Origin of the sequence: Streptomyces sp. NPDC059861 (genome assembly GCF_042731435.1) — a bacterium.
Lineage (GTDB): Bacteria > Actinomycetota > Actinomycetes > Streptomycetales > Streptomycetaceae > Streptomyces.
This window is the reverse complement of the sequence record NZ_JBHWJQ010000040.1, coordinates 58,011-80,089: the sequence shown is the minus strand read 5'-3', so window position 1 is coordinate 80,089 and position 22,079 is coordinate 58,011. Positions and strand designations below refer to the sequence as shown.

The following is a 22,079-nucleotide window of genomic DNA, read 5'->3' as shown; positions in this document are numbered from 1 at the left end:
AAACGCCCGGTTACATTTCGAACCCGGAAGCTAAGCCTTACAGCGCCGATGGTACTGCAGGGGGGACCCTGTGGGAGAGTAGGACGCCGCCGAACTACCTTTAGAGCTCCGGCTCTTGGGCACATGCCCAGGAGCCGGAGCTTTTTTGCGTTGAGGTAAGGTCGGGGGGCATCGTTGGCTCGTTTTCGACAGGAGGCCCCCGGTTGGAGGTCCAGGAGACCCGCGTTCAGACGGACCGGGTCCTCACCATCCCGAACATCCTCAGCATGGCCCGGCTTCTTGGCGTGCCCCTGTTTCTGTGGCTGATCCTCAGGCCCGAGTTCGGCGGACCGAAGAGTGACGGCTGGGCGCTGCTGGTGCTGGCTCTGAGCGGGATCAGTGACTACCTGGACGGCAAACTCGCCCGGCGCTGGAACCAGATCAGCAGCCTTGGCCGGCTCCTCGATCCTGCCGCGGACCGGCTCTACATTCTCTCGACCCTGGTCGGGCTCACGTGGCGCGAGATTCTGCCCCTCTGGTTGACCGCTGTACTGCTTGCGCGAGAACTGGTCCTGCTGGTGATGGTGGGCGTCCTCAGACGCCACGGCTATCCGCCGCCCCAGGTGAACTTCCTCGGCAAGGCCGCCACCTTCAACCTGATGTACGCCTTCCCGTTGCTGCTGCTCAGTGACGGAAGCGGATGGCTGGCGTCACTCGCTGCGATTTTCGGATGGGCGTTCGCCGGATGGGGTACAACCCTCTACTGGTGGGCAGGAGTCCTCTACGTGGTACAGGTCCGCCGTCTGGTTCGTGCGGACGCCATGGCCGATTGAGCTCGTCGAATGCGCGGCCGCAGCGGTGCGATGGCCCGCAAGGGAAAAGTGCGGGACAATTCGGACGGGTGAAGTCGGCTAGACCGTCGTCTCTTCGAGGAGGACGCTTCCGACATGAAGGCCGTCGTGATGGCCGGTGGCGAGGGCACGCGCCTTCGTCCCATGACCTCAAGCATGCCCAAGCCGCTCCTGCCGGTGGCCAACCGGCCGATCATGGAGCATGTGCTTCGGCTGCTCAAAAGGCATGGGCTCAACGAGACAGTCGTGACTGTCCAGTTCCTTGCGTCACTGGTCAAGAACTACTTCGGTGACGGCGAAGAGCTCGGTATGGAGCTCACGTATGCCAACGAGGAGAAGCCACTCGGAACCGCCGGAAGTGTCAAGAACGCCGAAGAGGCGTTGAAGGACGACACGTTCCTTGTCATCTCCGGTGATGCCCTGACCGACTTCGACCTCACCGAACTGATCAACTTCCACAAGGAAAAGGGTGCGCTGGTCACGGTCTGTCTGACCCGTGTCCCGAATCCCTTGGAATTCGGAATCACGATCGTCGACGAAGAGGGCAAGGTCGAGCGGTTCCTTGAGAAGCCGACCTGGGGGCAGGTCTTCTCGGACACCGTGAACACCGGAATCTACGTCATGGAGCCTGAGGTCTTCGACTATGTCGAAGCCGATGTGTCCGTCGACTGGTCCGGTGAAGTCTTCCCGCAGCTCATGAAGGAGGGCAAGCCGGTATACGGCTATGTCGCCGAGGGCTATTGGGAGGATGTCGGCACGCACGAGAGCTATGTGAAGGCTCAGGCCGACGTCCTGGAGCGCAAGGTCGACGTCGAGATCGACGGCTTCGAGATCTCACCGGGCGTGTGGGTGGCCGAAGGGGCCGAAGTACATCCCGACGCCGTGCTCCGCGGGCCGCTGTACATCGGCGACTACGCGAAGGTCGAGGCCGGCGCGGAAATACGTGAGCACACCGTCGTCGGCTCGAACGTGGTCGTCAAGAGCGGCGCGTTCCTGCACAGGGCTGTGGTGCACGACAACGTGTATGTCGGGCAGCACAGCAATCTGCGCGGCTGTGTCGTCGGGAAGAACACCGACATCATGCGGGCGGCCCGCATCGAGGACGGCGCCGTCATCGGTGATGAGTGCCTCATCGGTGAAGAATCGATCGTGCAGGGCAATGTGCGGGTCTACCCGTTCAAGACGATCGAGGCCGGCGCCTTCGTCAACACCTCGGTCATCTGGGAGTCGCGGGGCCAGGCCCATCTCTTCGGCGCACGTGGCGTTTCCGGAATCCTGAACGTCGAGATCACACCGGAGCTGGCCGTACGGCTGGCCGGTGCGTACGCGACGACCCTGAAGAAGGGATCCACCGTCACCACGGCGCGTGACCACTCCAGGGGTGCCCGTGCGCTGAAGCGGGCCGTGATCTCCGCGTTGCAGGCCAGCGCCATCGACGTACGCGACCTGGAGAACGTACCGCTGCCGGTCGCTCGGCAGCAGACGGCCAGGGGCAGTGCGGGCGGGATCATGATCCGGACCACGCCCGGGGTGCCTGACTCCGTGGACATCATGTTCTTCGACGGGCAGGGTGCCGATCTTTCGCAGGCGAGCCAGCGGAAGCTGGACCGGGTCTTCGCGCGTCAGGAGTACCGACGGGCGTTCCCCGGTGAGATCGGGGACCTGCATTTCCCGTCCAGCGTCTTCGACTCCTACACCGGGTCGCTGCTGCGGAACGTCGACATCACCGGGATCGCCGAGTCGGGACTGAAGGTCGTCGTCGACGCCTCGAACGGAAGCTCGGGGCTGGTGCTGCCCAGCCTGCTCGGCAAGCTGGGTGTGGACTCGCTGACGATCAACCCGGGTCTGGACGAGTCCAGGCCGACGGAGTCGGCGGATGCGCGGCGGTCGGGCCTGGTGCGACTGGGAGAGATCGTGGCGTCCGCGCGAGCCGCGTTCGGTGTGCGGTTCGACCCCGTCGGCGAGCGGCTGTCGCTGGTCGACGAGAAGGGGCGGATCGTCGAGGACGACCGGGCGCTGCTCGTGATGCTCGACCTGGTCGCGGCCGAGCGCCGTAGCGGGCGGGTCGCGCTTCCGGTGACCACCACGAGGATCGCCGAGCAGGTCGCGGCGTACCACGGGACCCAGGTCGAGTGGACCACCACGTCCCCCGACGACCTGACCCGGGTCGGCCGGGACGAGACGACCATCTTCGGCGGTGACGGCAAGGGCGGCTTCATCGTCCCGGAGTTCAGCAGCGTCTTCGACGGTACGGCGGCCTTCGTACGGCTGATCGGACTGGTGGCGCGGACGCAGCTCACGCTGAGCCAGATCGACGCGCGCATCCCGCGTGCGCACGTCCTCAAGCGGGATCTGGCGACTCCGTGGGCGGTCAAGGGTCTCGTCATGCGGCGCGTGGTCGAGGCGGCCGGAGATCGTGACGTGGACACCACGGACGGTGTGCGCGTGGTCGAGGCCGACGGGCGCTGGGTGATGGTGCTGCCCGACCCGGCCGAGGCGGTCACCCACCTGTGGGCGGAGGGGCCGGACGACGCTTCCGCGCAGGCACTGCTCGACGAGTGGTCGTCGGTCGTGGACAGCGCCGGGCGGTAAAACAGCAGCACGCGTGCGTGCCGGACAAGTGTCCCCAAGGGGGCCTGTCCGGCACGCCGGTGGGGCCATTCGGAGGTAGCGGCCGCGACGTGCGACGATGTGCGGCATGCCGCAGCAGCCGCCCGTTCGGAGCACACCCGCGCGCCCTACGCGCCCGGACGCGTCCATGTCGCTGCTCACCAACGTCATGGATCACAGCCTCGATGACGGCTACGCCGAGGCGGCGGCCCGGAAGAAGACCGCCGGAGGCATGCCGAAGACGTTGCGGGCGAAGCTCGGTCTCGCCGCCGGTCTGGTGCTGGCGGCTCTGGTCGTGACCGTCGGCGCGGCCCAGGCCCGGGTGGCGGCGCCGGTCGTGGCGAAGGAGCGCGAGGAGCTCATCGACCGGATCGACCGGGAGACCGCGGCGGCGGACGAGCTGGAGAGCACCGTCGACAAGCTGCGGGAAGACGTGAGCGCCCGGCAGCGGAAGGCGCTCAAGCAGAGCGGCGGCGGAGATCAGACGGAACTGGTCGGCATCCTGTCGGGTGCCGCCGAAGTGCATGGCCCCGGCGTGAAGTTGGTCGTGAACGACGCCAAGGAGGCCACCTCCGGCGCTGCCAGCGACCCGCGCGGGACGACCGGCTTCTCCGACACGGGGCGGGTACGTGACCGTGACATGCAGCGCGTGGTGAACGGGCTGTGGGAGTCGGGCGCCGAGGCCGTCTCGATCAATGGACAGCGCCTGACGGCGCTGTCGGCGATCCGGGCCGCGGGTGACGCGATACTGGTCGACAACCGGCCGCTGGTGCCGCCGTACACGGTGCTCGCGGTGGGGGACGGCGAGGGGCTGAGCACGAAGTTCCAGAACAGCGCGGACGGGCTGTACCTGCATGCCCTGCAGGAGAGCTTCGGCATCCGGACGAGCATCTCGGCGGAGGGGGAGCTGCGGTTGCCGGCCGCACCGAGTGTGATCGTCCGCACAGCACAGCCGATAACCGAGTCAGCACAGCAGAGAAGTGAGAAAGGCACATCGTGATCGCCGTACTGGGCCTCGTCGTGGGAGTCGTGGCCGGCCTGTTGGTCCGGCCCGAGGTTCCGGCGGTCGTCGAGCCTTATCTCCCGATCGCCGTGGTGGCGGCCCTGGACGCCGTCTTCGGCGGCCTGCGGGCCATGCTCGACGGCATCTTCGACGACAAGGTCTTCGTGGTCTCGTTCCTGTCGAACGTGGTCGTCGCCGCGTTGATCGTCTTCCTGGGCGACAAGTTGGGCGTCGGCGCCCAGCTGTCCACGGGTGTGGTGGTCGTCCTCGGTATCCGCATCTTCTCCAACGCCGCGGCGATCCGCCGGCACGTCTTCCGGGCGTGAGGCCGATGAGCGATCAGGACGAGAAGGCCGGCGGGACGACGGGCGAGAGCCGGCTGCGCAAGGAGCTGCCCGACGAGGTGCGGGCCGAGGCCATGCCGACGACGGACGACACGACACTCCCGGACCCCGCCGAGGAAAAGACGCGGCCCGAGATCACGGGGCGGCAGCGGCTCGTCAACGGACTGTGGCCGCCGCGGATCAGCCGGGCCCAACTGATCGTCGCCCTGCTGCTGTTCGGGCTCGGTTTCGGCCTGGCGGTGCAGGTCGCCTCGAACAGCGACGGCGACAGCGCCCTGCGCGGAGCCCGCCAGGAGGATCTCGTGCGGATCCTCGATGAACTGGACGACCGTACTCAGCGTCTTGAGGACGAGAAGCAGGGTCTCGAGAACCAGCGGGACGAGCTGGAGAACAGCTCGAACCAGGCCGAGGAGGCCCGGCGGCAGACGATCGAGAAGGAACGGCAACTCGGTGTGCTGGCGGGCACGGTGGCGGCACAGGGGCCCGGCATCACGATGACCATCGACGACACGAAGGGGACGGTCGAGGCGGACATGCTGCTCGACGCGATCCAGGAGCTGCGCGCGGCCGGTGCGGAGGCGATCCAGGTGAACGGCGTGCGGGTCGTCGCGAGCACCTATCTGACGGACTCCGGGCAAAGTGTGAGCGTCGACGGGAACAAGATCAACGCTCCCTATCGTTTCAAGGTCATCGGCAAGCCGCAGGACCTCGAACCGGCGCTCAACATCCCAGGAGGCGTGGTGCAGACGCTTGAGAAGGAGCAGGCCACCGTGACTGTCGAGCGGTCGGACAAGATCGTCGTGGACGCCTTGCGAGCGGTGAAGCGACCTGACTACGCTCGGTCGTCCTCCCAGTGAACCGGCGGTGCATGGCGGACGTCCGGGGAGGGCATGAGGTTGCGGGGGGTCGGCGCACCGATTGGGTGGTGCGTGGTGGAAACTGTCTGGTGGATACGGACGTTGTGAGGATGTCCGGGTCGACCAGTGTGTGCAATCAGGGTTCGTCCTGCCCCACGGGCGGGTCTGTTTCGGTCAAGGGGAATCGCCCGTGAAGTTGTTTGCGAAGTTGTTCGGCAAGAGCGCGCGAGAGGGTCGCGAAAACGCGACCGCTCGGCATCGCGCACAGCCTGACGCGGAGGGCCAGCGACCGCTGTTCCGGGGCCAGGTCACTGGTCCGGGTGGCGACATTTCCGGTGGTCAGGGCGCGCCGTCGGTTGACCCTGCCCAGGCCGGCGGCATAGGTTTCGGGCAACCGTCAACCTCAAGTGCGGGTGGAGGGTTTTCCGCCGACCCGTACGCGTCCCACGCCCCTGCGGGGCAGCCGCGGCAGGAGGATCCGTCCATGTCGGCCCTGGTTTGTCCGAGGTGCGGTAACCGCAACGCGGAGAGCAGCCGCTTCTGTTCCAACTGCGGTGCGCCGCTGCGGCCGGGAGTGACGCCCGAGCGTCCGTCCGAGACGACCTCCACGATCTCCATCAGCGGTCTTGAGGCGTACGACGCCGAGGTCACCGGTCAGACACAGATGCCCACGCTCTCTCCCGAGGCGCAGGCCGCGGTGGACGCGCTGCCGCTGGGCTCCGCGCTGCTGGTGGTGCGCCGGGGGCCGAACTCGGGCAGCCGCTTCCTGCTGGACAGTGACCTGACCACGGCCGGGCGGCACCCGCAGAGCGACATCTTCCTGGACGACGTGACGGTCTCGCGCCGCCACGTGGAGTTCCGGCGCAGCCCGGACGGGTCCTTCACGGTGGCCGACGTCGGCAGCCTGAACGGCACGTACGTCAACCGGGAGCGGATCGACCAGGTCGCTCTGTCCAACGGTGACGAGGTGCAGATCGGCAAGTACCGGCTCGTCTTCTACGCGAGCAGGCAGGGCATCTGACCCTCCTCCGGAGAAACTCCGAGGGAAGTTCCATGCGTCACACACCGAGCGGCGGCTCCGGGTACGGTGCCGCCGCCACGGACAGCGGGCTGATGAGTATCGGCACGGTGTTGAACGTGCTGCGCGAGGAGTTTCCCGAGGTCACGATCTCCAAGATCCGCTTTTTGGAGTCGGAGGGGCTCATCGAGCCGCAGCGGACGCCCTCGGGGTACCGGAAGTTCGGCCCGGGAGACGTCGAGCGGCTCGGGCATGTGCTGCGGATGCAGCGGGACCACTACCTGCCGCTCAAGGTGATCCGTGAGCACCTTGACGCGATGGAGCGCGGCGAGCAGGTGCGGCTGCCGACGCTGGGCCGACAGCGTGACGGCGAGGCCGTGGCCGCCGACGAGACGTCCGACGGACCGACGGCGGCCCGGATCGCACGGGCGGAGTTGCTGGCAGCGGCCGGGATCGGTGAGCGGGAGCTCTCCGAGTGGGAGTCGTACGGGCTGGTCACTCCGGTGGCGGACGGGGTCTACGACGCCGAGGCGGTCACGGTGTCGGCGCTCATCGTCGAGCTCGGCCGGTCCGGGATCGAGCCGCGGCACCTGCGCGCGATGAAGGCCGCGGCCGACCGTGAGGCCGGGCTCGTGGACCAGGTGGTGGCTCCGCTGAAGCGGCATCGGAACCCGCAGACGAGGGCGCATGCGGAGGCCCGGGCCAAGGAGCTGGCGGGGCTCACGGTGAAACTGCATGCGGCGCTGGTGCAGAGTGCGCTCGGGGTGCGGTTGCCCTGAGCGGGTTGTGTGGTGGGTTCCCTGCGAGGCGGCCTGCGGAGGGTGCGCTCGGGCAGGGCGGGCTGTGCGTGGGCTGTGAGGGTTGCCCGGGGCTCAGGCCCTCGGGGCCCGCTGACGGGTGCACGGGGCCTCGGGGTCCGCTGATGGGTGCACAGGGCCGGACAGGCGCCGGCGCCGCGGTGCTGCTGCCGGTGTGCCTCATGGCGGGGTCGCCGCGCCGTGTGGGCCCCTGGTGATGGCTCGGTGAGCGGATGAGCAAGGCCGGCGGGGGCTCAAGGGGCTGAGCTGTGTCGTGGCCCCAGGACAGGGGCGCCGGATTGTCCGCACCTCAGGAGCTGCGGGCGGGTGTCCCGCTCACCGGGGTGAGCGCCGAGCTGGTGGGCGGCGACCGGATCGCGTGGGGGATGGCGGCCCGACTACCCAAACGTCCCGGGCACGGCCTAGGGTTGCTGTGTGAACGAGCTCGATGTCGTAGGTGTCCGGGTCGAAATGCCCTCCAACCAACCGATCGTGCTCCTGCGCGAAGTGGGAGGCGACCGTTACCTCCCTATCTGGATCGGGCCGGGGGAGGCGACGGCGATCGCCTTCGCCCAGCAGGGCATGGCCCCCGCGCGACCGCTGACCCACGACCTGTTCAAGGACGTGCTGGAGGCCGTCGGCCAGGAGCTCACCGAAGTACGCATCACGGACCTGCGTGAAGGCGTCTTCTACGCCGATCTGGTCTTCGCCAGCGGCGTCGAGGTGAGCGCCCGCCCGTCCGACGCCATAGCGCTTGCCCTGCGCACCGGCACGCCGATCTACGGCAGTGACGGGGTGCTCGACGACGCCGGTATCGCGATCCCCGACGAGCAGGAGGACGAGGTGGAGAAGTTCCGGGAGTTCCTCGACCAGATCTCGCCCGAGGACTTCGGCAGCAGCAGCCAGTGAGTGGTGGCGGCCCGCGCGGGCATGGGGTCCGCGGCGGGCCGGTGTGTGCCCGGGCCGTGCTCCCCACCCCGGCACGTGCCGGCGGCGAGTGAGAGCGTCATGCGGCTTCCCGTCAGAGCATTCGGCTAGCCTTTCCCCGCGATGGGGTGCGGGAAACCACTCTTAGGGTGATTATCACTCGGCGTGCCGAGTGTGGCGATCGTTGACGCACCCTTGGTGACTGCCTACCGTCGAGAAGGCAGGTCAAGGACGGAGGTCGGCGTGAGAACCAGCGGCGACGGTACGGCTGGGGGTGCCCCCGGACGCAGTTTCGGGGAGAGCGGTCCGTGCCCTCCCCCGAGCTCTCGGCTTCGCCCGGGCGGGGGGTACCCTCCGCACGGCAGGGCGACTGATCACGCTCCGCAGCGACCTATGGCCGTTCCCGGCGGCGGAGGGGCGGCGCCCATGGCGTCCGAGGAGATCGGCTATCGAGGTCCGACGGCCTGCGCGGCCGCCGGCATCACCTATCGGCAACTGGACTACTGGGCCCGGACGGGCCTGGTCGAGCCGAGCGTGCGGCCCGCCTACGGGTCCGGCACGCAACGCCTGTACAGCTTTCGCGACGTCGTCGTTCTGAAGATCGTCAAGAGATTCCTCGACACCGGGGTGTCGCTGCAGAACATCCGCACCACCGTCCAGCACCTGCGGGAGCGCGGCTTCCAAGACCTGGAGCGGATGACGCTGATGAGCGACGGCGCCACCGTCTACGAGTGCACCTCGCCCGACGAGGTCCACGCGCTGCTCCAGGGCGGCCAGGGAATCTTCGGGATCGCCGTCGGCGTGGTCTGGCGGGACGTGGAGAGCGCCCTGTCGCAGCTGCACGGAGAACGCATCGACACCGGTGAGACGCTCCTCGGGCACAACCCGGCGGACGAGCTGGCACGGCGGCGTAACCGGGCCGTCTGAGGCACTGTCGGCGGCGGCTCGTGCCGCGGGGGCGTTGTCAGTGGCGTGAGGCAGCATCGGACATGTGAGAACCGCGCCCACGATCCTGCATCTCGACATGGATGCCTTCTTCGCCTCGGTGGAGCAGGCGTCCAAGCCGAGCCTGCGGGGGAAAGCCGTGATCGTGGGTGGGCTCGGGCCGCGCGGAGTGGTGGCGACCTGCTCGTACGAGGCCCGGGTGTTCGGGGTGCATTCGGCGATGCCGATGGGCCAGGCGCGCCGGCTCGCGCCGAACGCCGCCTATCTGGTGCCGCGCTTCGGGTTGTACCGGACGATCAGCGAGCAGGTGATGGGCCTGCTGCGGGCGCTGTCGCCACTGGTGGAGCCGCTGAGCCTGGACGAGGCGTTCGTCGACCTGGAGGCCGGGGGGACGGCCTGGGACCGGGAGTCGGCGCGGCTGGCGGGCGTCAGGCTGCGGGCCGACATACGGGCCGTCACCGGGCTCACCGGGTCCGTCGGGCTCGCCGCCTCCAAGATGCTCGCGAAGATCGCCTCCGAGGAGGCGAAGCCCGACGGTCTGGTGCTGATCGAGCCGGGTACGGAGCGGGAGCTGCTGGGGCCGATGTCGGTGCGGACGCTGCCGGGGGTGGGACCCGCGACGGGTGACCATCTGCGCCGGGCCGGTATCACCACGGTCGACGAGATCGCCGAGGCGGGCGAGGACGAGCTCGTACGGCTGCTGGGCAAGGCGCACGGGCACGCGCTGTACGCCATGGCGCTGGCCCGCGACGACCGGCCGGTGGTCGCCGAGCGGGAGGCGAAGTCCGTGTCGGTCGAGGACACCTACGACGTGGACATCCACGACCGGGTCCGGGTCGGGCTGGAGGTGCAGCGGCTCGCCGACCGGTGCGTGCGGCGGCTGCGCGGGGCCGGCCTCTCGGGGCGGACGATCGTACTGAAGGTGCGGCGGTACGACTTCTCGACGCTGACCCGGTCAGAGACGCTGCGTGGGCCCACGGACGATCCGGCGGTGGTGCGGGAGGCGGCGGCCCGGCTGCTGGACTCCGTGGACACCACCGGGGGCGTGCGGCTGCTGGGGGTCGGGGTCAGCGGGCTGGCCGACTACACGCAGGAGGACCTGTTCGCGCAGGCGGCCGGGGAAGGGGACGAGGGGCAGGCGGAGGACGTGGCGGAGGAGCCCGAGCGGGAGGAGGCCGGGCCCGTCGAGCGGCGGTGGGCCGCCGGACACGATGTGCGGCACGCCGAGTACGGACACGGATGGGTTCAGGGCAGCGGGCTGGGGAGAGTGACCGTGCGGTTCGAGACGCCCGAGTCGGAACCGGGGCGGGTGCGGACCTTCCGGGTCGACGATCCCGCGCTGGAGCCGGCGGAGCCGCTGCCACTCGTGGCGCGAAGACCCGAGCTCCAGGGCTGAGCCCCCGGGGTCACGTCTCGTCCGAGCCCGCCAGCTTGCCGAAGTCGCGGTCCGGGAGCGCCGGGGGAGCGGCCACGTCGAGGCCGTAGTGGTGATACAGCTGGAGTTCCTGCTCGGGGGAGAGGTGCCGACCGACGCCGAAGTCGGGGGCGTCCTTGATCAGGGCGCGCTCGAAGGGGACGTGCAGAGTGCCGTCGATCAGCTCGCTCGGCTCCAGGGGGACGAAGGCGTCCCTGCTGAACAGGCCGGTCCGTATGGCCGCCCACTCCGGTACGCCGGTCGCGTCGTCGAGGTAGACCTCGTCGATGGTGCCGATCTTGCTGCCGTGGCGGTCGAATGCCTTGCGGCCGATCAGGTTGCGCGGATCGATGTCGGTCTGCACGGGCCCTCCACTCGCTCGCACCTCATCCGTAAGCACTACAAAAGAGCACATTGAGGAAGGCGGCCACTCGAACGCCCGGGTGTCGACCTCGCTGGTACTCTGGCAAACGGCTGCTGACCCCGTGCGGGAGAGTCCTCCGGAGACGACCACCGGGGGCGCCGAAGGAGCAAATCCTCCCCGGAATCTCTCAGGCCCACGTACCGCACGGACGAGGTCACTCTGGAAAGCAGAGCGGGTGTCACGGCTCCCGCTCTCACCGACGGTGCAAGCCGGGCGTCCTCGGGCGGCCGGTGAAGCTCTCAGGTTGAGATGACAGAGGGGGAGGCCGTCGGGGCACCCGTGCAGGGGTGTCCCTCGAAGGTCGCGTCAGACCAGGAGGCCTCCGCAATGACCGCCCAGCGCATTCCGCTCTCCGCACTCGAACAGGGCATCCCGTTCGAGCAGCGCCACATCGGGCCCGACCAGGAGGCGCGGGCCAAGATGCTCGCGCAGGTCGGCTACGGCTCGCTCGACGAGCTCACCGCCGCCGCGGTACCGGACGTGATCAAGAACGCCGACTCCCTGGATCTGCCGGGCGCGCGCACCGAGGCCGAGGTGCTGCGTGAGCTGCGCTCCCTCGCCGACCGCAACCAGGTGCTGGGTTCCATGATCGGGCTCGGCTACTACGGGACCTTCACCCCGCCGGTCGTCATGCGCAACGTCATGGAGAACCCGGCCTGGTACACCGCGTACACCCCGTACCAGCCGGAGATCTCGCAGGGCCGGCTGGAGGCGCTGCTGAACTTCCAGACCGTGGTCGCCGACCTCACCGGGCTGCCGACCTCCGGTGCCTCGCTGCTCGACGAGGGCACCGCCGCGGCCGAGGCCATGGCGCTCTCCCGGCGCATGGGCAGGAACAAGAAGGGCCTCTTCCTGGTCGACGCGGACGCGCTGCCGCAGACCATCGCCGTGATTCAGGGCCGCGCCGAGCCGACCGGGGTCGAGGTGGTCGTCGCCGACCTCGCCGAGGGCATTCCGGCTGAGGTCGCCGACCGTGAGATCAACGGCGTGCTGATCCAGTACCCGGGCGCCTCCGGGGCCGTACGCGACATCAAGGCGGTCATCGACCAGGCGCACGGGCTGGGCGCGCTCGTCACCGTCGCCGCGGATCTGCTGGCGCTGACGCTGCTGAAGTCGCCGGGCGAGCTGGGCGCGGACATCGCGGTCGGTACGACGCAGCGGTTCGGGGTGCCGATGGGCTTCGGCGGGCCGCACGCCGGTTACATGGCGGTGCAGGAGAAGTTCGCGCGCAGCCTGCCCGGGCGGCTTGTGGGCGTGTCCGTCGACGCCGACGGGAACAAGGCCTACCGGCTGGCGCTCCAGACGCGAGAGCAGCACATCCGGCGCGAGAAGGCGACCAGCAACATCTGCACCGCGCAGGTGCTGCTCGCCGTGATGGCAGGGATGTACGCCGTCTACCACGGGCCCGAGGGGCTGAGGGGCATCGCTCAGCGCACCCACCGGTACGCCGCGATCCTCGCCGCGGGCCTTCGTGACGGCGGCGTCGAGATCGTCCACGGCGCCTACTTCGACACCGTCACCGCGCGGGTGCCGGGCCGGGCGGCCGAGGTCACGGCCGCCGCGCGCGAGAACGGCGTCAACCTGTGGCCGATCGACGCCGACCACGTCTCCATGGCCTGCGACGAGACCACCACGCGGGACCAACTGGCCGCCGTATGGGCCGCGTTCGGTGTCCAGGCGGACATCGAGGCGCTGGACGGCGGCACGCAGGACGCGCTGCCCGACGGGCTGCTGCGCACCGACGCGTACCTGACGCACCCGGTCTTCCAGCAGCACCGCTCCGAGACCGCGATGCTGCGCTACCTGCGCCGGCTCTCCGACCGCGACTACGCGCTCGACCGCGGCATGATCCCGCTGGGCTCCTGCACCATGAAGCTCAACGCGACCACGGAGATGGAGCCGGTCACCTGGCCGGAGTTCGGGCAGCTGCATCCGTTCGCGCCGGCCGAGCAGGCGGCGGGATACCTGACGCTCATTCATGAGCTGGAGGACCGCCTCGCCGAGGTCACCGGGTACGACAAGGTGTCGTTGCAGCCGAACGCCGGGTCGCAGGGTGAGCTGGCCGGGCTGCTCGCCGTGCGCGGGTACCACCGGGCCAACGGCGACGAGCAGCGGACCGTGTGCCTGATCCCGTCCTCCGCGCACGGCACGAACGCCGCGAGCGCCGTCATGGCCGGCATGAAGGTCGTCGTCGTGAAGACCGCCGGGGACGGCGAGATCGACGTCGAGGACCTGCGGGCGAAGATCGAGCAGTACCGCGACGAGTTGTCGGTGCTGATGATCACGTACCCGTCCACGCACGGTGTGTTCGAGGAGCACGTCGCCGACATCTGCGCCCAGGTGCACGACGCCGGTGGTCAGGTCTACGTCGACGGGGCCAACCTCAACGCGCTGGTGGGGCTCGCGAAGCCGGGGCACTTCGGCGGCGACGTGTCCCACCTCAACCTGCACAAGACGTTCTGCATCCCGCACGGCGGCGGTGGTCCGGGCGTCGGTCCCGTGGCCGTTCGGTCGCACCTGGCGCCGTATCTGCCGAACCACCCTCTGCAGCCGGAGGCCGGACCGGAGACCGGGGTGGGGCCGATCTCGGCCGCGCCGTGGGGCTCGGCGGGCATTCTGCCGATCTCGTGGGCCTATGTGCGGCTCATGGGCGGGGAGGGCCTGAAGCGGGCCACGCAGGTGGCCGTGCTGAGCGCCAACTACATCGCCAAGCGGCTGGAGCCGCACTACCCGGTGCTGTACACCGGTCCGGGCGGGCTGGTCGCGCACGAGTGCATCATCGATCTGCGGCCGCTGACGAAGGCGACGGGCGTCAGCGTCGACGACGTGGCCAAGCGGCTGATCGACTACGGGTTCCACGCGCCGACGATGTCGTTCCCGGTGGCCGGGACGCTGATGATCGAGCCGACCGAGTCCGAGGACCTGACCGAGCTCGACCGGTTCTGCGAGGCGATGATCGCGATTCGCGCGGAGATCGAGAAGGTCGGCGCGGGCGACTGGCCGGCCGACGACAACCCGCTGCGCAACGCTCCGCACACCGCCGGCCTGCTGCGCGGCGAGTGGAGCCACGCCTACTCGCGGAACGAGGCCGTCTTCCCGGACGGGGTGTCGGTCGCCGACAAGTACTGGCCGCCGGTGCGCCGTATCGACCAGGCCTTCGGTGACCGGAACCTGGTCTGCTCCTGCCCGCCGCTGGACGCGTACGAGGACTGAGGCACGAGGCGGCGTCGAACGGGGCAGGCCGACGCCGGTGGACGAGGGTTCCCTTTGCGGGGGCCCTCGTTCCTCGTTCCCGGGTAGGACCCGGCGGCTGGTCAGGCCCGGTCGATGTGTACGTTTGTCGACTTGACGCGGGCCGTCGCCTCCATGCCGACCTCCAGGCCCAGCTCCTCGACCGCCTCGCGGGTCAGCAGGGAGACCAGGCGGTGCGGGCCGGCCTGGATCTCGACCTGGGCGGCGACGTCGCCGAGCTTGATGGCGGTCACGATGCCGGGAAAGGCGTTGCGGGCCGAGGTGTACGGGGCCTCCTCCTCGCCGCTCCCCGTCCTGGCGAGCTCGACCGAGAACGCGGCCAGGTCCTTGCCCTCGATCAGCCGCCGACCGCTGTCGTCGCGGTGGGTGGCCACCCGGCCGGCGTCCGCCCAGCGGCGCGCGGTGTCGGGGCTCACGCCGAGGAGCCGTGCGGCCTGGCCGATGGTGTAGGAGTGCATGCCGGTCACGATAGGGCGGGGATCGCCGGGGGTGGACGGAGGGTTGGCCATTGGGTATAACGCGATATAGCGTTAGTTCGTGACAGGCCGTGCCGGAGGGGCGATCGGGGTGAGGGTGTGTCAGCCGAGTTGTCGCGTGTGGGTGTGACGTCCGAGGTGAGGGCCTCGCACGCGGACCGGGACCGGGTGGTCGAGGTGCTGTCCGCCGCCGCCGGGGACGGGCGGCTGACCGGCGACGAGCTGGAGGAGCGGGTGGAGGCGGCCCTGACCGCGCGCACGATGGGGGAGCTGGCCGTGCTGACCGGTGACCTGCCGGTCCCGGCCGGGGCGAAGGACGTCGTCCGCATCGAACAGGAGGGCAGTTCGGTGGTGCGGGAGGGCGAGTGGGCGGTGCCACGGCTGCTGGAGATCGAGTCGTCCTGGGGCGACGTGACGCTCGACTTCACACGGGCGGTGATCTCGTACGGCACTCTGCGCGTCGATCTCGACATGCGGGGCGGCACACTGCGGCTGGTGACCCGGCCGGGGGTCGTGGTGGACACGGATTCCCTCGTCGCCCACTACGCCGACGTCAAGGTGCGGGGGTCGGCCGAGCCCGACGCGCCGGTGCTGCGTGTGGAGGTGGCCGGCCGGCTCAGTTACGGGCGGGTGCTGGCCGGGGCGGCGCGGCGGGGGTGGTGGCGCTGAGGTGTGCGGCGGGCGGGGCGGGGTCGGTGGTCGGTGGCGCTGAGGTGTGCGGCGGGGCTGGGTCGGTGGTGCTGAGGTGTGCGGCGGGGCTGGGTCGGTGGTCGGTGGGGTGCTGACGTAGGCCCGTCGCCGTAGTGGAGCTCAGCCCGTGTGCACGCGGGGCCGTCGGGTCACGTCCGGTTCCGCCACGCGCAGGACCTCCCGGGTGACCGGGGCGACCTCGCCCTGGCCGAAGAGGAAGAAGCGCAGGAAGTTGGCGAACGGGTTGCCCTCGGTCCACTCGAAGTAGATGTGCGGGGTGCTGCCCGTGGCGTCGCGGACGTGCAGGAGAAGGGCGGCCAGGGCGTTGGGGATGGAGGAGGACTCCAGGGTCAGGACGCGGTAGCGGTTGTGCAGGACCTCGCCGTGGACCGTCAGACCGGCCTCGAACTCGGACGGGTCGGTCACCGTCACCTCGACGAACACGAAATCCTCGGGGCCGGCGACGTCGTTGTCCTGGCGGATCTGCTCGATCTTGTCGCGGTACTCGGCGATGTCGCGCTTGTCGGGCTCGTTCGCGATGAACCGGATCTTGCGGCTGGCGATGTCCCGCACGAACCGTTCCGCCATGGGGTCCAGCGTCACGCCGGTCACCCGGAGCTCGAAGGCGCGGGCCAGCCGGGAGACCAGGGAGAGGATCATGATGCCCGCGATGAAGCAGGCGCCGATCTTCACACCGTCGGGCCGCTCGACCACGTTCACCACCGTGGTGTAGAGGAACACCACTGAGATCACGCCGAAGCCGATGGTCCACTTCCGCTGTCCGGCCTTGCGGGCGGCGATGGTCACCGCGATCGCCGCGGAGCTGATCAGCACCAGCACGCCGGTGGCGTAGGCGCCGCCCTGCGCGTCCACGTCGGCGTCGAAGAGCCAGGTGACCAGGAAGGCGATCAGGGTGAAGACGATGACCATGGGACGTACCGCGCGCGCCCAGTGCGGGGCCATGCCGTAGCGGGGCAGATAGCGCGGCATCAGGTTGAGCAGGCCCGCCATCGCCGAGGCGCCGGCGAACCACAGGATGGCGATGGTCGAGACGTCGTACACCGTGCCGAAGACGGTGCCGAGGTACTCGTGCGCGAGATATGCCAGCGCGCGGCCGTTGGCCTGGCCGCCCTCCTCGAACTCGTCCGCCGGGATGAGCAATGTGGTGATGAAGCTGGTGGTGATCAGGAAGACGCTCATGATCAGGGCGGCGGTGGTGAGCAGCTTCTTGGTGCCGCGGATCCGGCCCTCGGGGCGCTCCTCCGTGTCGCTCGGGTCGCCCTTGACGTGGGGCATCACGGCGACGCCGGTCTCGAAGCCGGAGAGGCCGAGGGCGAGCTTGGGGAAGACGATCAGGGCCACGCCGATCATCACGAAGACGTTGCCGTGCTCGGCGGTGAGGGCGCCGGACCAGTCGGTGACGACATGGCCCTCGGTGGCGACGTGCCAGAGGCCGGCCACGACCACCACGGCGTTGAGCGCCAGGTAGGTGGCCACCAGGGCGACCGCGACGCCGATCGCCTCCAGGAAGCCCTTGAGGAACACCGCGCCGAGCAGGGCGATGAGCACCATGGTGATCAGCAACTGCCGGTCGTGCAGGGCGTCGTTCAGGTTGGGGTTCTCCACCAGGTGGGTGGAGGCGTCGGCGGCCGAGAGCGTGATGGTGATGAGGAAGTCGGTGGCGGCGAAGCCGAGCAGCGTGAGGACGAACAGCTTGCCCTTCCAGAAGGTGAGCAGGCGTTCCAGCATCGCGATCGAGCCCTGGCCGTGGGGGCTTTCCTCGGCCACTCTCCGGTAGACGGGAAGAGCGCCCGCCAGGGTGACGATCACGAGCACGACGGTCGCGACGGGCGAGAGCAGACCGGCCGCGAGGGCGGCGATGCCGGGCTGGTAGCCGAGGGTGGAGAAGTAGTCGACGCCGGTCAGGCACATCACGCGGTACCAGGGGCGGCCCTCGGCCGGGGGAGCGGGAGGGGCGTGCGGGCCCTGGTGGCCGCCCGCCTTGCCCATGTCGGACAGCCCCTCCAGCATCCAGGCGCGCAGGCGGCCGGGCGCGGCGTGTTCGGTCGGGGCCATCGACGTGCTCCTGATGTGCGGCTCAACGTGGGTTTCCGGCCATCACGTCGGACGGCGCCCTCAGCGTATGCGGAGAGTGACGCCTGGGCCTGCGGTCGGGCGGGCTCGGGGCGTCAAGCTTGCGTTAAGACTGGGCGGTGGGGCGCATCGGCGCATCAAAGTAGTGGCAATCGCGTGGACTTCAGCCGTGTTGAGCCGTATGGGGTGAGGGTCAAGGACCTCAGGGACGGACACCGAGTGTCACGGTCGGCCGAGTCCGGGAATGCCCGATATCGGCAGGTCGATCATCTTGATGCCCGCGAACGGCAGCACGAGACCGCCCACGCCGTACAGGAGCAGGTTGCGGCGCAGCAGGTCGTTTGCGGAGGCGGGCCTGTAGCGCACTCCCCGCAGGGCCGGGGGATCAACGCCACGATGATCAGCGCGTTGAAGATGATCGCGGCGGTGATCGCGGACTTCGGGCTGTGCAGGCCCATCACGTTCAGTGCCTCGAGGCCCGGGTAGGCCCCCGCGAACATGGCAGGGATGATGGCGAAGTACTCGGCCACGTCGTTGGTGATGGAGAACGTCGTCAACGCGCCTCGGGTGATGAGGAGTTGCTCGCCGATCTCGACGATGTCGATGAGCTTCGTCGGGTTGGAGTCGAGGTGGACCATGGTGCCGGCCTCCTTGGCGGCCGACGTGCCCGTGTTCATCGCGACGCCGACGTCGGCCTGCGCGAGCGCCGGTGCGTCGTTGGGGCCGTCACCGGTCATCGCGACGAGCTTGCCGCTCACCTGCTCTTTCTTGATCAGGACGAGTTTGTCCTCCGGAGTGGCCTCGGCGAGGAAGTCGTCGACGCCCGCTTTCCCGGGCGATCGGGCGGGCGGTGATGGGGTTGTCGCCGGTGACCATCACGGTGCGGATGCCCGCCCGGCGCAACTGAGCGAAACGTTCGAGGATGCCCTCCTTCACGACGTCCTTGAGATGGATCAGGCCCAGCACGCGCGGGCCGTCCCAGTCGCGCAGGGCCACAAGCAGCGGCGTGCCGCCGGCCGCGGCCACCGAGTCGGCGAACGGAGGCGATGAGGCACCCTCGGCCCCGAGGACACTCCTGGCGGCGGGCTGACGATGGTGGTCTCGATGCCGCTGGCGGAAGGGCCGGGCGGACCGGGAGCCGGGTCGTCCGGGCGGGTCAGGCGTGGAGCGCGTTCCTGAGGGCGGGGCGGGGCTGGTGCGGAGGCGGGGAACCGGGCGCGGGCTGCGGGCTCGACCTGCGGCGGACCGGGCGGGGTGCGGGCTCGACCTGCGGCGGACCGGGACCGCGGTGCGGGCGGGCGGCTGGACGGTGTCGGAAGCGAGGTCTGGGTCGCGGGACGGGGCGATGCTGGAACCGAGGTGCTGGGCCGGGCGGACGGATCGTTCTGGACCAGGCTCGGGCCGGTGAGATCCGGTCTGCCGGTCCCCGTCCGGGGGCCTTGCCCGCGCCGTCGTGAGGAGGCGCATCCGGCTACCCGGCCGTCTCGCGAACCGCGCCGAGGCGGCATCGTCCGCACCGGCAGCCCAACGTTCTGCCCGGTTGCCTCTCACCGGGCAACCGTTGAGGCATCTACTCCAGGCCCGACACCTTGAAGACGTTCTGTGCCGTCTCGCCGTCGATCCTGGCCGAGACGCGGCTCAGGGCCGTGGTCCCGCAGAGGAGGAAGCCCGACGCCTCCGCCCGGCGGGCGTCCTCGGCGAGGCGGTGCCACAGCTCGGGGTTGTCGATCAGGACCCGCGGGTCGATCTCGACCCGGTCGCCAAAGGCGTCGCGCAGCAGCAGCCGCTGGGAGACGCCGTCCGGGCAGCGCGCCGACACGAGCAGGTCGGTGCGGACCCGGCGGGTGCGCAGCGGGGACCGTGCCGCGACGCATCCCTCGCCCGCCGAGACGCGCGACGGGCAGAGGACCACGAGCAGCAGCAGCGCGAGGACGACCCAGATCACCGCGCGCCACGCCGTCAGGGTGCCGACGCCCCAGTCCATCAGAAGGAGCAGGGCCAGCAGCACCCCCGCGCAGCCCACCGCGCTGCGTACGTCACGGGCCCAGTGCCGGTCGTGGACCGGCGGAGCGGGGTGCCCGGCGGGCAGGTCGGTCAGATCCCGGCTCGGGTCGTCACGGTGTCCCATGCGGCCGACGGTAGGGGCCCGGTGAGCGACGACCAGGGGCCTTGATGGCGCTCTGACGGGAGAGGGAGGGTTTCTTGACGGTACGGCAGCACGCCGTGGCCGTCTCCCGGGGCTCGTGCGTGAGCCCCCCTCCAGCCCTGGCGGAAGCCGCCACGCGGAACCGGGCCCGAACCCCCTCCCCGCGGGCTCCGTGCGGCCGAAACCCGTTGCGGTGATCGCCCGGCCGCGGTGGCGGGAGCCCGGAAAGCCCGGTCCCCATCCGTGCAGGCAGGGTCGCCGTCAGGGTCCCGTCAAGGCCGCGCAGTGGGCCGTAAGGGACCCGTCAACGGCGGTCGAAACCGGCCACGGAGGCGGTTTCCTCTTACAAGTCCTTGTCCATTCGAATCTCGACTCCAGGAGTTCACGATGGCCGATCTGGCCTTCGTCGTCACCACGATCGCGCTGTTCGCGCTGGTGATCCTCGTCGCCAAGGGGGTGACGAAGCTGTGACCATCGAAAACATAGTCGGCCTGGTCGTGGCCGTCGCCCTGCTCGGCTACCTCGTCCTCGCCCTGATCTTCCCGGAGAGGTTCTGAGCACGACATGGGTCCCGTACTCGCCGGCGTACTCCAGCTGCTCGCCCTGATCGGCGCACTGGCGATCGTCCACGTTCCCCTTGGCAACTACATGGCCAAGGTCTACTCCACCGACAAGCACTGGCGTGTCGAGAAGTGGATCTACAAGGGCATAGGTGCCAACCCCGACACCGAGATGCGCTGGACGGCGTACCTGCGCGGCGTCCTCGCCTTCTCGGCGATCGGTGTCCTCTTCCTCTATCTGCTCCAGCGGCTCCAGGGCGTCCTGCCCGGATCGCTCGGCTTCGCAGCGATCGACCCGGACCAGGCGTTCAACACGGCCGTGTCGTTCGTGGCCAACACCAACTGGCAGTCGTACTACGGCGAACAGGCCATGGGCCACGTCGTGCAGACCGGCGGTCTGGCCGTGCAGAACTTCGTCTCCGCGGCCGTCGGCATGGCCGTCGCGGTGGCGCTGGTGCGCGGCTTCGCCCGCTCCCGCACCGGTGACCTCGGCAACTTCTGGGCGGACCTGGTGCGCGGCACCGTCCGCATCCTGGTGCCGCTCGCGTTCATCGGCGCGGTCGTCCTGGTCGCCCTCGGTGCGATCCAGAACTTCTCTGGGATCCACGAGGTCGGCCAGTTCATGGGCGGCACGCAGGAGTGGAACGGCGGCGCGGTCGCCTCGCAGGAGGCGATCAAGGAGCTGGGCACCAACGGTGGCGGTTACTTCAACGCCAACAGCGCCCACCCCTTCGAGAACCCGACTCCGTTCACGAACCTCTTCGAGATCTTCCTGATCCTGGTCATCCCGTTCTCCCTGACCCGCACGTTCGGTGTCCTGGTCGGCTCGGTCAAGCAGGGCTACGCGATCCTCGCGACCATGGCCACGATCTGGCTCTCCTTCGTCGGGCTGATGATGTGGACCGAGTTCTCCCACCACGGCCCGGCGTTCGAGATCGCCGGCGGTGCGACGGAGGGCAAGGAGGTCCGCTTCGGCATCGGCGGTTCGGCGCTCTTCGCGGTCTCCACCACCCTGACGTCGACAGGCGCGGTCGACTCCTTCCACTCCTCGTTCACGGGCCTCGGCGGCGGTATCACGATGCTCGGCATGATGCTGGGCGAGATCGCGCCCGGTGGTGTCGGCTCAGGCCTCTACGGCATGCTGATCCTCGCGATCATCGCCGTGTTCATCGCCGGTCTGATGGTCGGCCGTACGCCCGAGTACCTGGGCAAGAAGATCGGCACCCGCGAGATCAAGCTGGCGGCCCTCTACATCCTGGTGACCCCGGCACTGGTGCTCGTCCTCACCGCGTTCGCGATGGCGCTGCCCACCCCGGGCAACTCGATGACCAACAGCGGGGCGCACGGCTTCTCCGAGATCCTGTACGCCTACACGTCCGCCGCGAACAACAATGGCTCGGCCTTCGCCGGCCTGAACGCGGACACCCAGTGGTTCAACACCACGCTCGGCATCGCCATGCTGCTCGGTCGGTTCGTGCCGATGGTCTTCGTCCTGGCGCTCGCGGGCTCGCTCGCCCAGCAGAAGCCGGTGCCTGCGACCGCGGGCACCCTGCGCACGGACAAGCCGCTCTACGCCGGCCTGCTCGTCGGCACGGTCATCATCATCACCGGTCTCACATACTTCCCGGCGCTGGCGCTGGGACCGCTGGCCGAGGGGCTGGCGTGATGACCACTCGCATACGGAACCAAGAG

Annotated in this window: 17 protein-coding genes, 1 rRNA gene, 2 pseudogenes and 1 riboswitch; of the genes and pseudogenes, 15 read left to right on the top strand and 5 right to left on the bottom strand. The window is 69.5% G+C overall.

The window, feature by feature from the left end; genetic code table 11:
- The 11 genes and pseudogenes from rrf to ACFV6X_RS29095 form a co-directional block, all read left to right on the top strand.
- A 5S ribosomal RNA gene (rrf, locus tag ACFV6X_RS29145) occupies positions 1 to 95 on the top strand; the annotation flags it as partial.
- Positions 96 to 203: 108 nt separating this feature from the next.
- On the top strand, positions 204 to 812 hold the full coding sequence (locus ACFV6X_RS29140) for a CDP-alcohol phosphatidyltransferase family protein (protein WP_385388354.1): 609 nt from the start codon (positions 204 to 206) through the stop codon (positions 810 to 812).
- A gap of 114 nt (positions 813 to 926) precedes the next feature.
- Positions 927 to 3,422 carry a sugar phosphate nucleotidyltransferase gene (locus ACFV6X_RS29135; RefSeq protein WP_385388352.1) on the top strand — a complete coding sequence of 832 codons (2,496 nt, stop codon included), beginning with the start codon at positions 927 to 929 and terminating at the stop codon, positions 3,420 to 3,422.
- Positions 3,423 to 3,519: 97 nt separating this feature from the next.
- Positions 3,520 to 4,440: a DUF881 domain-containing protein gene (locus ACFV6X_RS29130; RefSeq protein ID WP_385388349.1), complete on the top strand. Its 921-nt coding sequence runs from the start codon at positions 3,520 to 3,522 to the stop codon at positions 4,438 to 4,440.
- Entirely contained in the window at positions 4,437 to 4,769 is a 333-nt protein-coding gene (locus ACFV6X_RS29125; protein WP_003988855.1) for a small basic family protein, read from the top strand. The genes ACFV6X_RS29130 and ACFV6X_RS29125 overlap by 4 nt, the downstream gene beginning before the upstream one ends.
- Before the next feature lie 5 nt (positions 4,770 to 4,774).
- Positions 4,775 to 5,644 carry a DUF881 domain-containing protein gene (locus ACFV6X_RS29120; protein WP_385388346.1) on the top strand — a complete coding sequence of 290 codons (870 nt, stop codon included), beginning with the start codon at positions 4,775 to 4,777 and terminating at the stop codon, positions 5,642 to 5,644.
- Positions 5,645 to 5,705: 61 nt separating this feature from the next.
- Positions 5,706 to 6,665 (top strand): FHA domain-containing protein, encoded by a 960-nt coding sequence (locus tag ACFV6X_RS29115; protein WP_385388344.1) that lies wholly within the window; start codon positions 5,706 to 5,708, stop codon positions 6,663 to 6,665.
- 32 nt (positions 6,666 to 6,697) lie between these two features.
- A complete protein-coding gene (locus ACFV6X_RS29110; protein ID WP_385388341.1) occupies positions 6,698 to 7,441 on the top strand; it encodes a MerR family transcriptional regulator in 744 nt (247 codons plus the stop codon).
- Positions 7,442 to 7,894: 453 nt separating this feature from the next.
- Positions 7,895 to 8,368, top strand: a complete 474-nt coding sequence (locus ACFV6X_RS29105) for a bifunctional nuclease family protein (RefSeq protein WP_385388339.1) — start codon at positions 7,895 to 7,897, stop codon at positions 8,366 to 8,368.
- Between the two features lie 261 nt (positions 8,369 to 8,629).
- Complete coding sequence (locus ACFV6X_RS29100; RefSeq protein ID WP_385388337.1) at positions 8,630 to 9,313, top strand: MerR family transcriptional regulator; 684 nt, start codon at positions 8,630 to 8,632, stop codon at positions 9,311 to 9,313.
- Positions 9,314 to 9,377: 64 nt separating this feature from the next.
- Positions 9,378 to 10,816 (top strand): annotated as a pseudogene (locus tag ACFV6X_RS29095) (DNA polymerase IV).
- Here ACFV6X_RS29095 and ACFV6X_RS29090 read toward each other — a convergent pair.
- Positions 10,738 to 11,109 carry a PRC-barrel domain-containing protein gene (locus ACFV6X_RS29090; protein WP_365448118.1) on the bottom strand — a complete coding sequence of 124 codons (372 nt, stop codon included), beginning with the start codon at positions 11,107 to 11,109 and terminating at the stop codon, positions 10,738 to 10,740. The pseudogene ACFV6X_RS29095 and the gene ACFV6X_RS29090 overlap by 79 nt on opposite strands.
- Before the next feature lie 114 nt (positions 11,110 to 11,223).
- Positions 11,224 to 11,322, top strand: a riboswitch (glycine riboswitch).
- A 174-nt stretch (positions 11,323 to 11,496) separates the two neighbouring features.
- On the opposite strand from ACFV6X_RS29090, the gene gcvP reads away from it, so the two are divergent.
- Positions 11,497 to 14,382 (top strand): aminomethyl-transferring glycine dehydrogenase, encoded by a 2,886-nt coding sequence (gene gcvP, locus ACFV6X_RS29085; RefSeq protein ID WP_385388335.1) that lies wholly within the window; start codon positions 11,497 to 11,499, stop codon positions 14,380 to 14,382.
- Positions 14,383 to 14,483: 101 nt separating this feature from the next.
- On the opposite strand, the gene ACFV6X_RS29080 is transcribed toward gcvP, so the two are convergent.
- Entirely contained in the window at positions 14,484 to 14,879 is a 396-nt protein-coding gene (locus ACFV6X_RS29080) for a helix-turn-helix transcriptional regulator (RefSeq protein ID WP_365448122.1), read from the bottom strand.
- Between the two features lie 144 nt (positions 14,880 to 15,023).
- Here ACFV6X_RS29080 and ACFV6X_RS29075 point away from each other — a divergent pair, with 144 nt between their 5' ends.
- Positions 15,024 to 15,566, top strand: coding sequence for a DUF1707 domain-containing protein (locus tag ACFV6X_RS29075; protein ID WP_385388332.1), 543 nt, complete (start codon positions 15,024 to 15,026; stop codon positions 15,564 to 15,566).
- Between the two features lie 141 nt (positions 15,567 to 15,707).
- On the opposite strand, the gene ACFV6X_RS29070 is transcribed toward ACFV6X_RS29075, so the two are convergent.
- The 3 genes and pseudogenes from ACFV6X_RS29070 to ACFV6X_RS29060 all read right to left on the bottom strand — a co-directional run bounded on the left by ACFV6X_RS29070 (position 15,708) and on the right by ACFV6X_RS29060 (position 19,809).
- Positions 15,708 to 17,663 carry an amino acid transporter gene (locus tag ACFV6X_RS29070; RefSeq protein ID WP_385388330.1) on the bottom strand — a complete coding sequence of 652 codons (1,956 nt, stop codon included), beginning with the start codon at positions 17,661 to 17,663 and terminating at the stop codon, positions 15,708 to 15,710.
- A 240-nt stretch (positions 17,664 to 17,903) separates the two neighbouring features.
- Positions 17,904 to 18,704 (bottom strand): annotated as a pseudogene (locus ACFV6X_RS29065) (HAD-IC family P-type ATPase); the annotation flags it as partial.
- 547 nt (positions 18,705 to 19,251) lie between these two features.
- Positions 19,252 to 19,809 (bottom strand): hypothetical protein, encoded by a 558-nt coding sequence (locus ACFV6X_RS29060; RefSeq protein ID WP_385388329.1) that lies wholly within the window; start codon positions 19,807 to 19,809, stop codon positions 19,252 to 19,254.
- A 485-nt stretch (positions 19,810 to 20,294) separates the two neighbouring features.
- On the opposite strand from ACFV6X_RS29060, the gene kdpF reads away from it, so the two are divergent.
- Together kdpF and kdpA are read left to right on the top strand one after the other, a co-directional pair.
- Complete coding sequence (gene kdpF, locus ACFV6X_RS29055) at positions 20,295 to 20,384, top strand: K(+)-transporting ATPase subunit F (protein WP_385388327.1); 90 nt, start codon at positions 20,295 to 20,297, stop codon at positions 20,382 to 20,384.
- Between the two features lie 7 nt (positions 20,385 to 20,391).
- A complete protein-coding gene (gene kdpA / locus ACFV6X_RS29050) occupies positions 20,392 to 22,053 on the top strand; it encodes a potassium-transporting ATPase subunit KdpA (RefSeq protein ID WP_385388325.1) in 1,662 nt (553 codons plus the stop codon).
- Positions 22,054 to 22,079: the final 26 nt, after the last annotated feature.

Excerpts from the sequence above, each read along its gene's own strand:
- kdpA (WP_385388325.1), top strand. The coding sequence starts at position 20,392 with ATGGGTCCCGTACTCGCCGGCGTACTCCAGCTGCTCGCCCTGATCGGC.
- ACFV6X_RS29120 (WP_385388346.1), top strand. The coding sequence starts at position 4,775 with ATGAGCGATCAGGACGAGAAGGCCGGCGGGACGACGGGCGAGAGCCGG.
- ACFV6X_RS29080 (WP_365448122.1), bottom strand. The coding sequence starts at position 14,879 with ATGCACTCCTACACCATCGGCCAGGCCGCACGGCTCCTCGGCGTGAGC.
- ACFV6X_RS29070 (WP_385388330.1), bottom strand. The coding sequence starts at position 17,663 with ATGGCCCCGACCGAACACGCCGCGCCCGGCCGCCTGCGCGCCTGGATG.
- ACFV6X_RS29110 (WP_385388341.1), top strand. The coding sequence starts at position 6,698 with ATGCGTCACACACCGAGCGGCGGCTCCGGGTACGGTGCCGCCGCCACG.
- ACFV6X_RS29060 (WP_385388329.1), bottom strand. The coding sequence starts at position 19,809 with ATGGGACACCGTGACGACCCGAGCCGGGATCTGACCGACCTGCCCGCC.
- ACFV6X_RS29130 (WP_385388349.1), top strand. The coding sequence starts at position 3,520 with ATGTGCGGCATGCCGCAGCAGCCGCCCGTTCGGAGCACACCCGCGCGC.
- ACFV6X_RS29135 (WP_385388352.1), top strand. The coding sequence starts at position 927 with ATGAAGGCCGTCGTGATGGCCGGTGGCGAGGGCACGCGCCTTCGTCCC.
- gcvP (WP_385388335.1), top strand. The coding sequence starts at position 11,497 with ATGACCGCCCAGCGCATTCCGCTCTCCGCACTCGAACAGGGCATCCCG.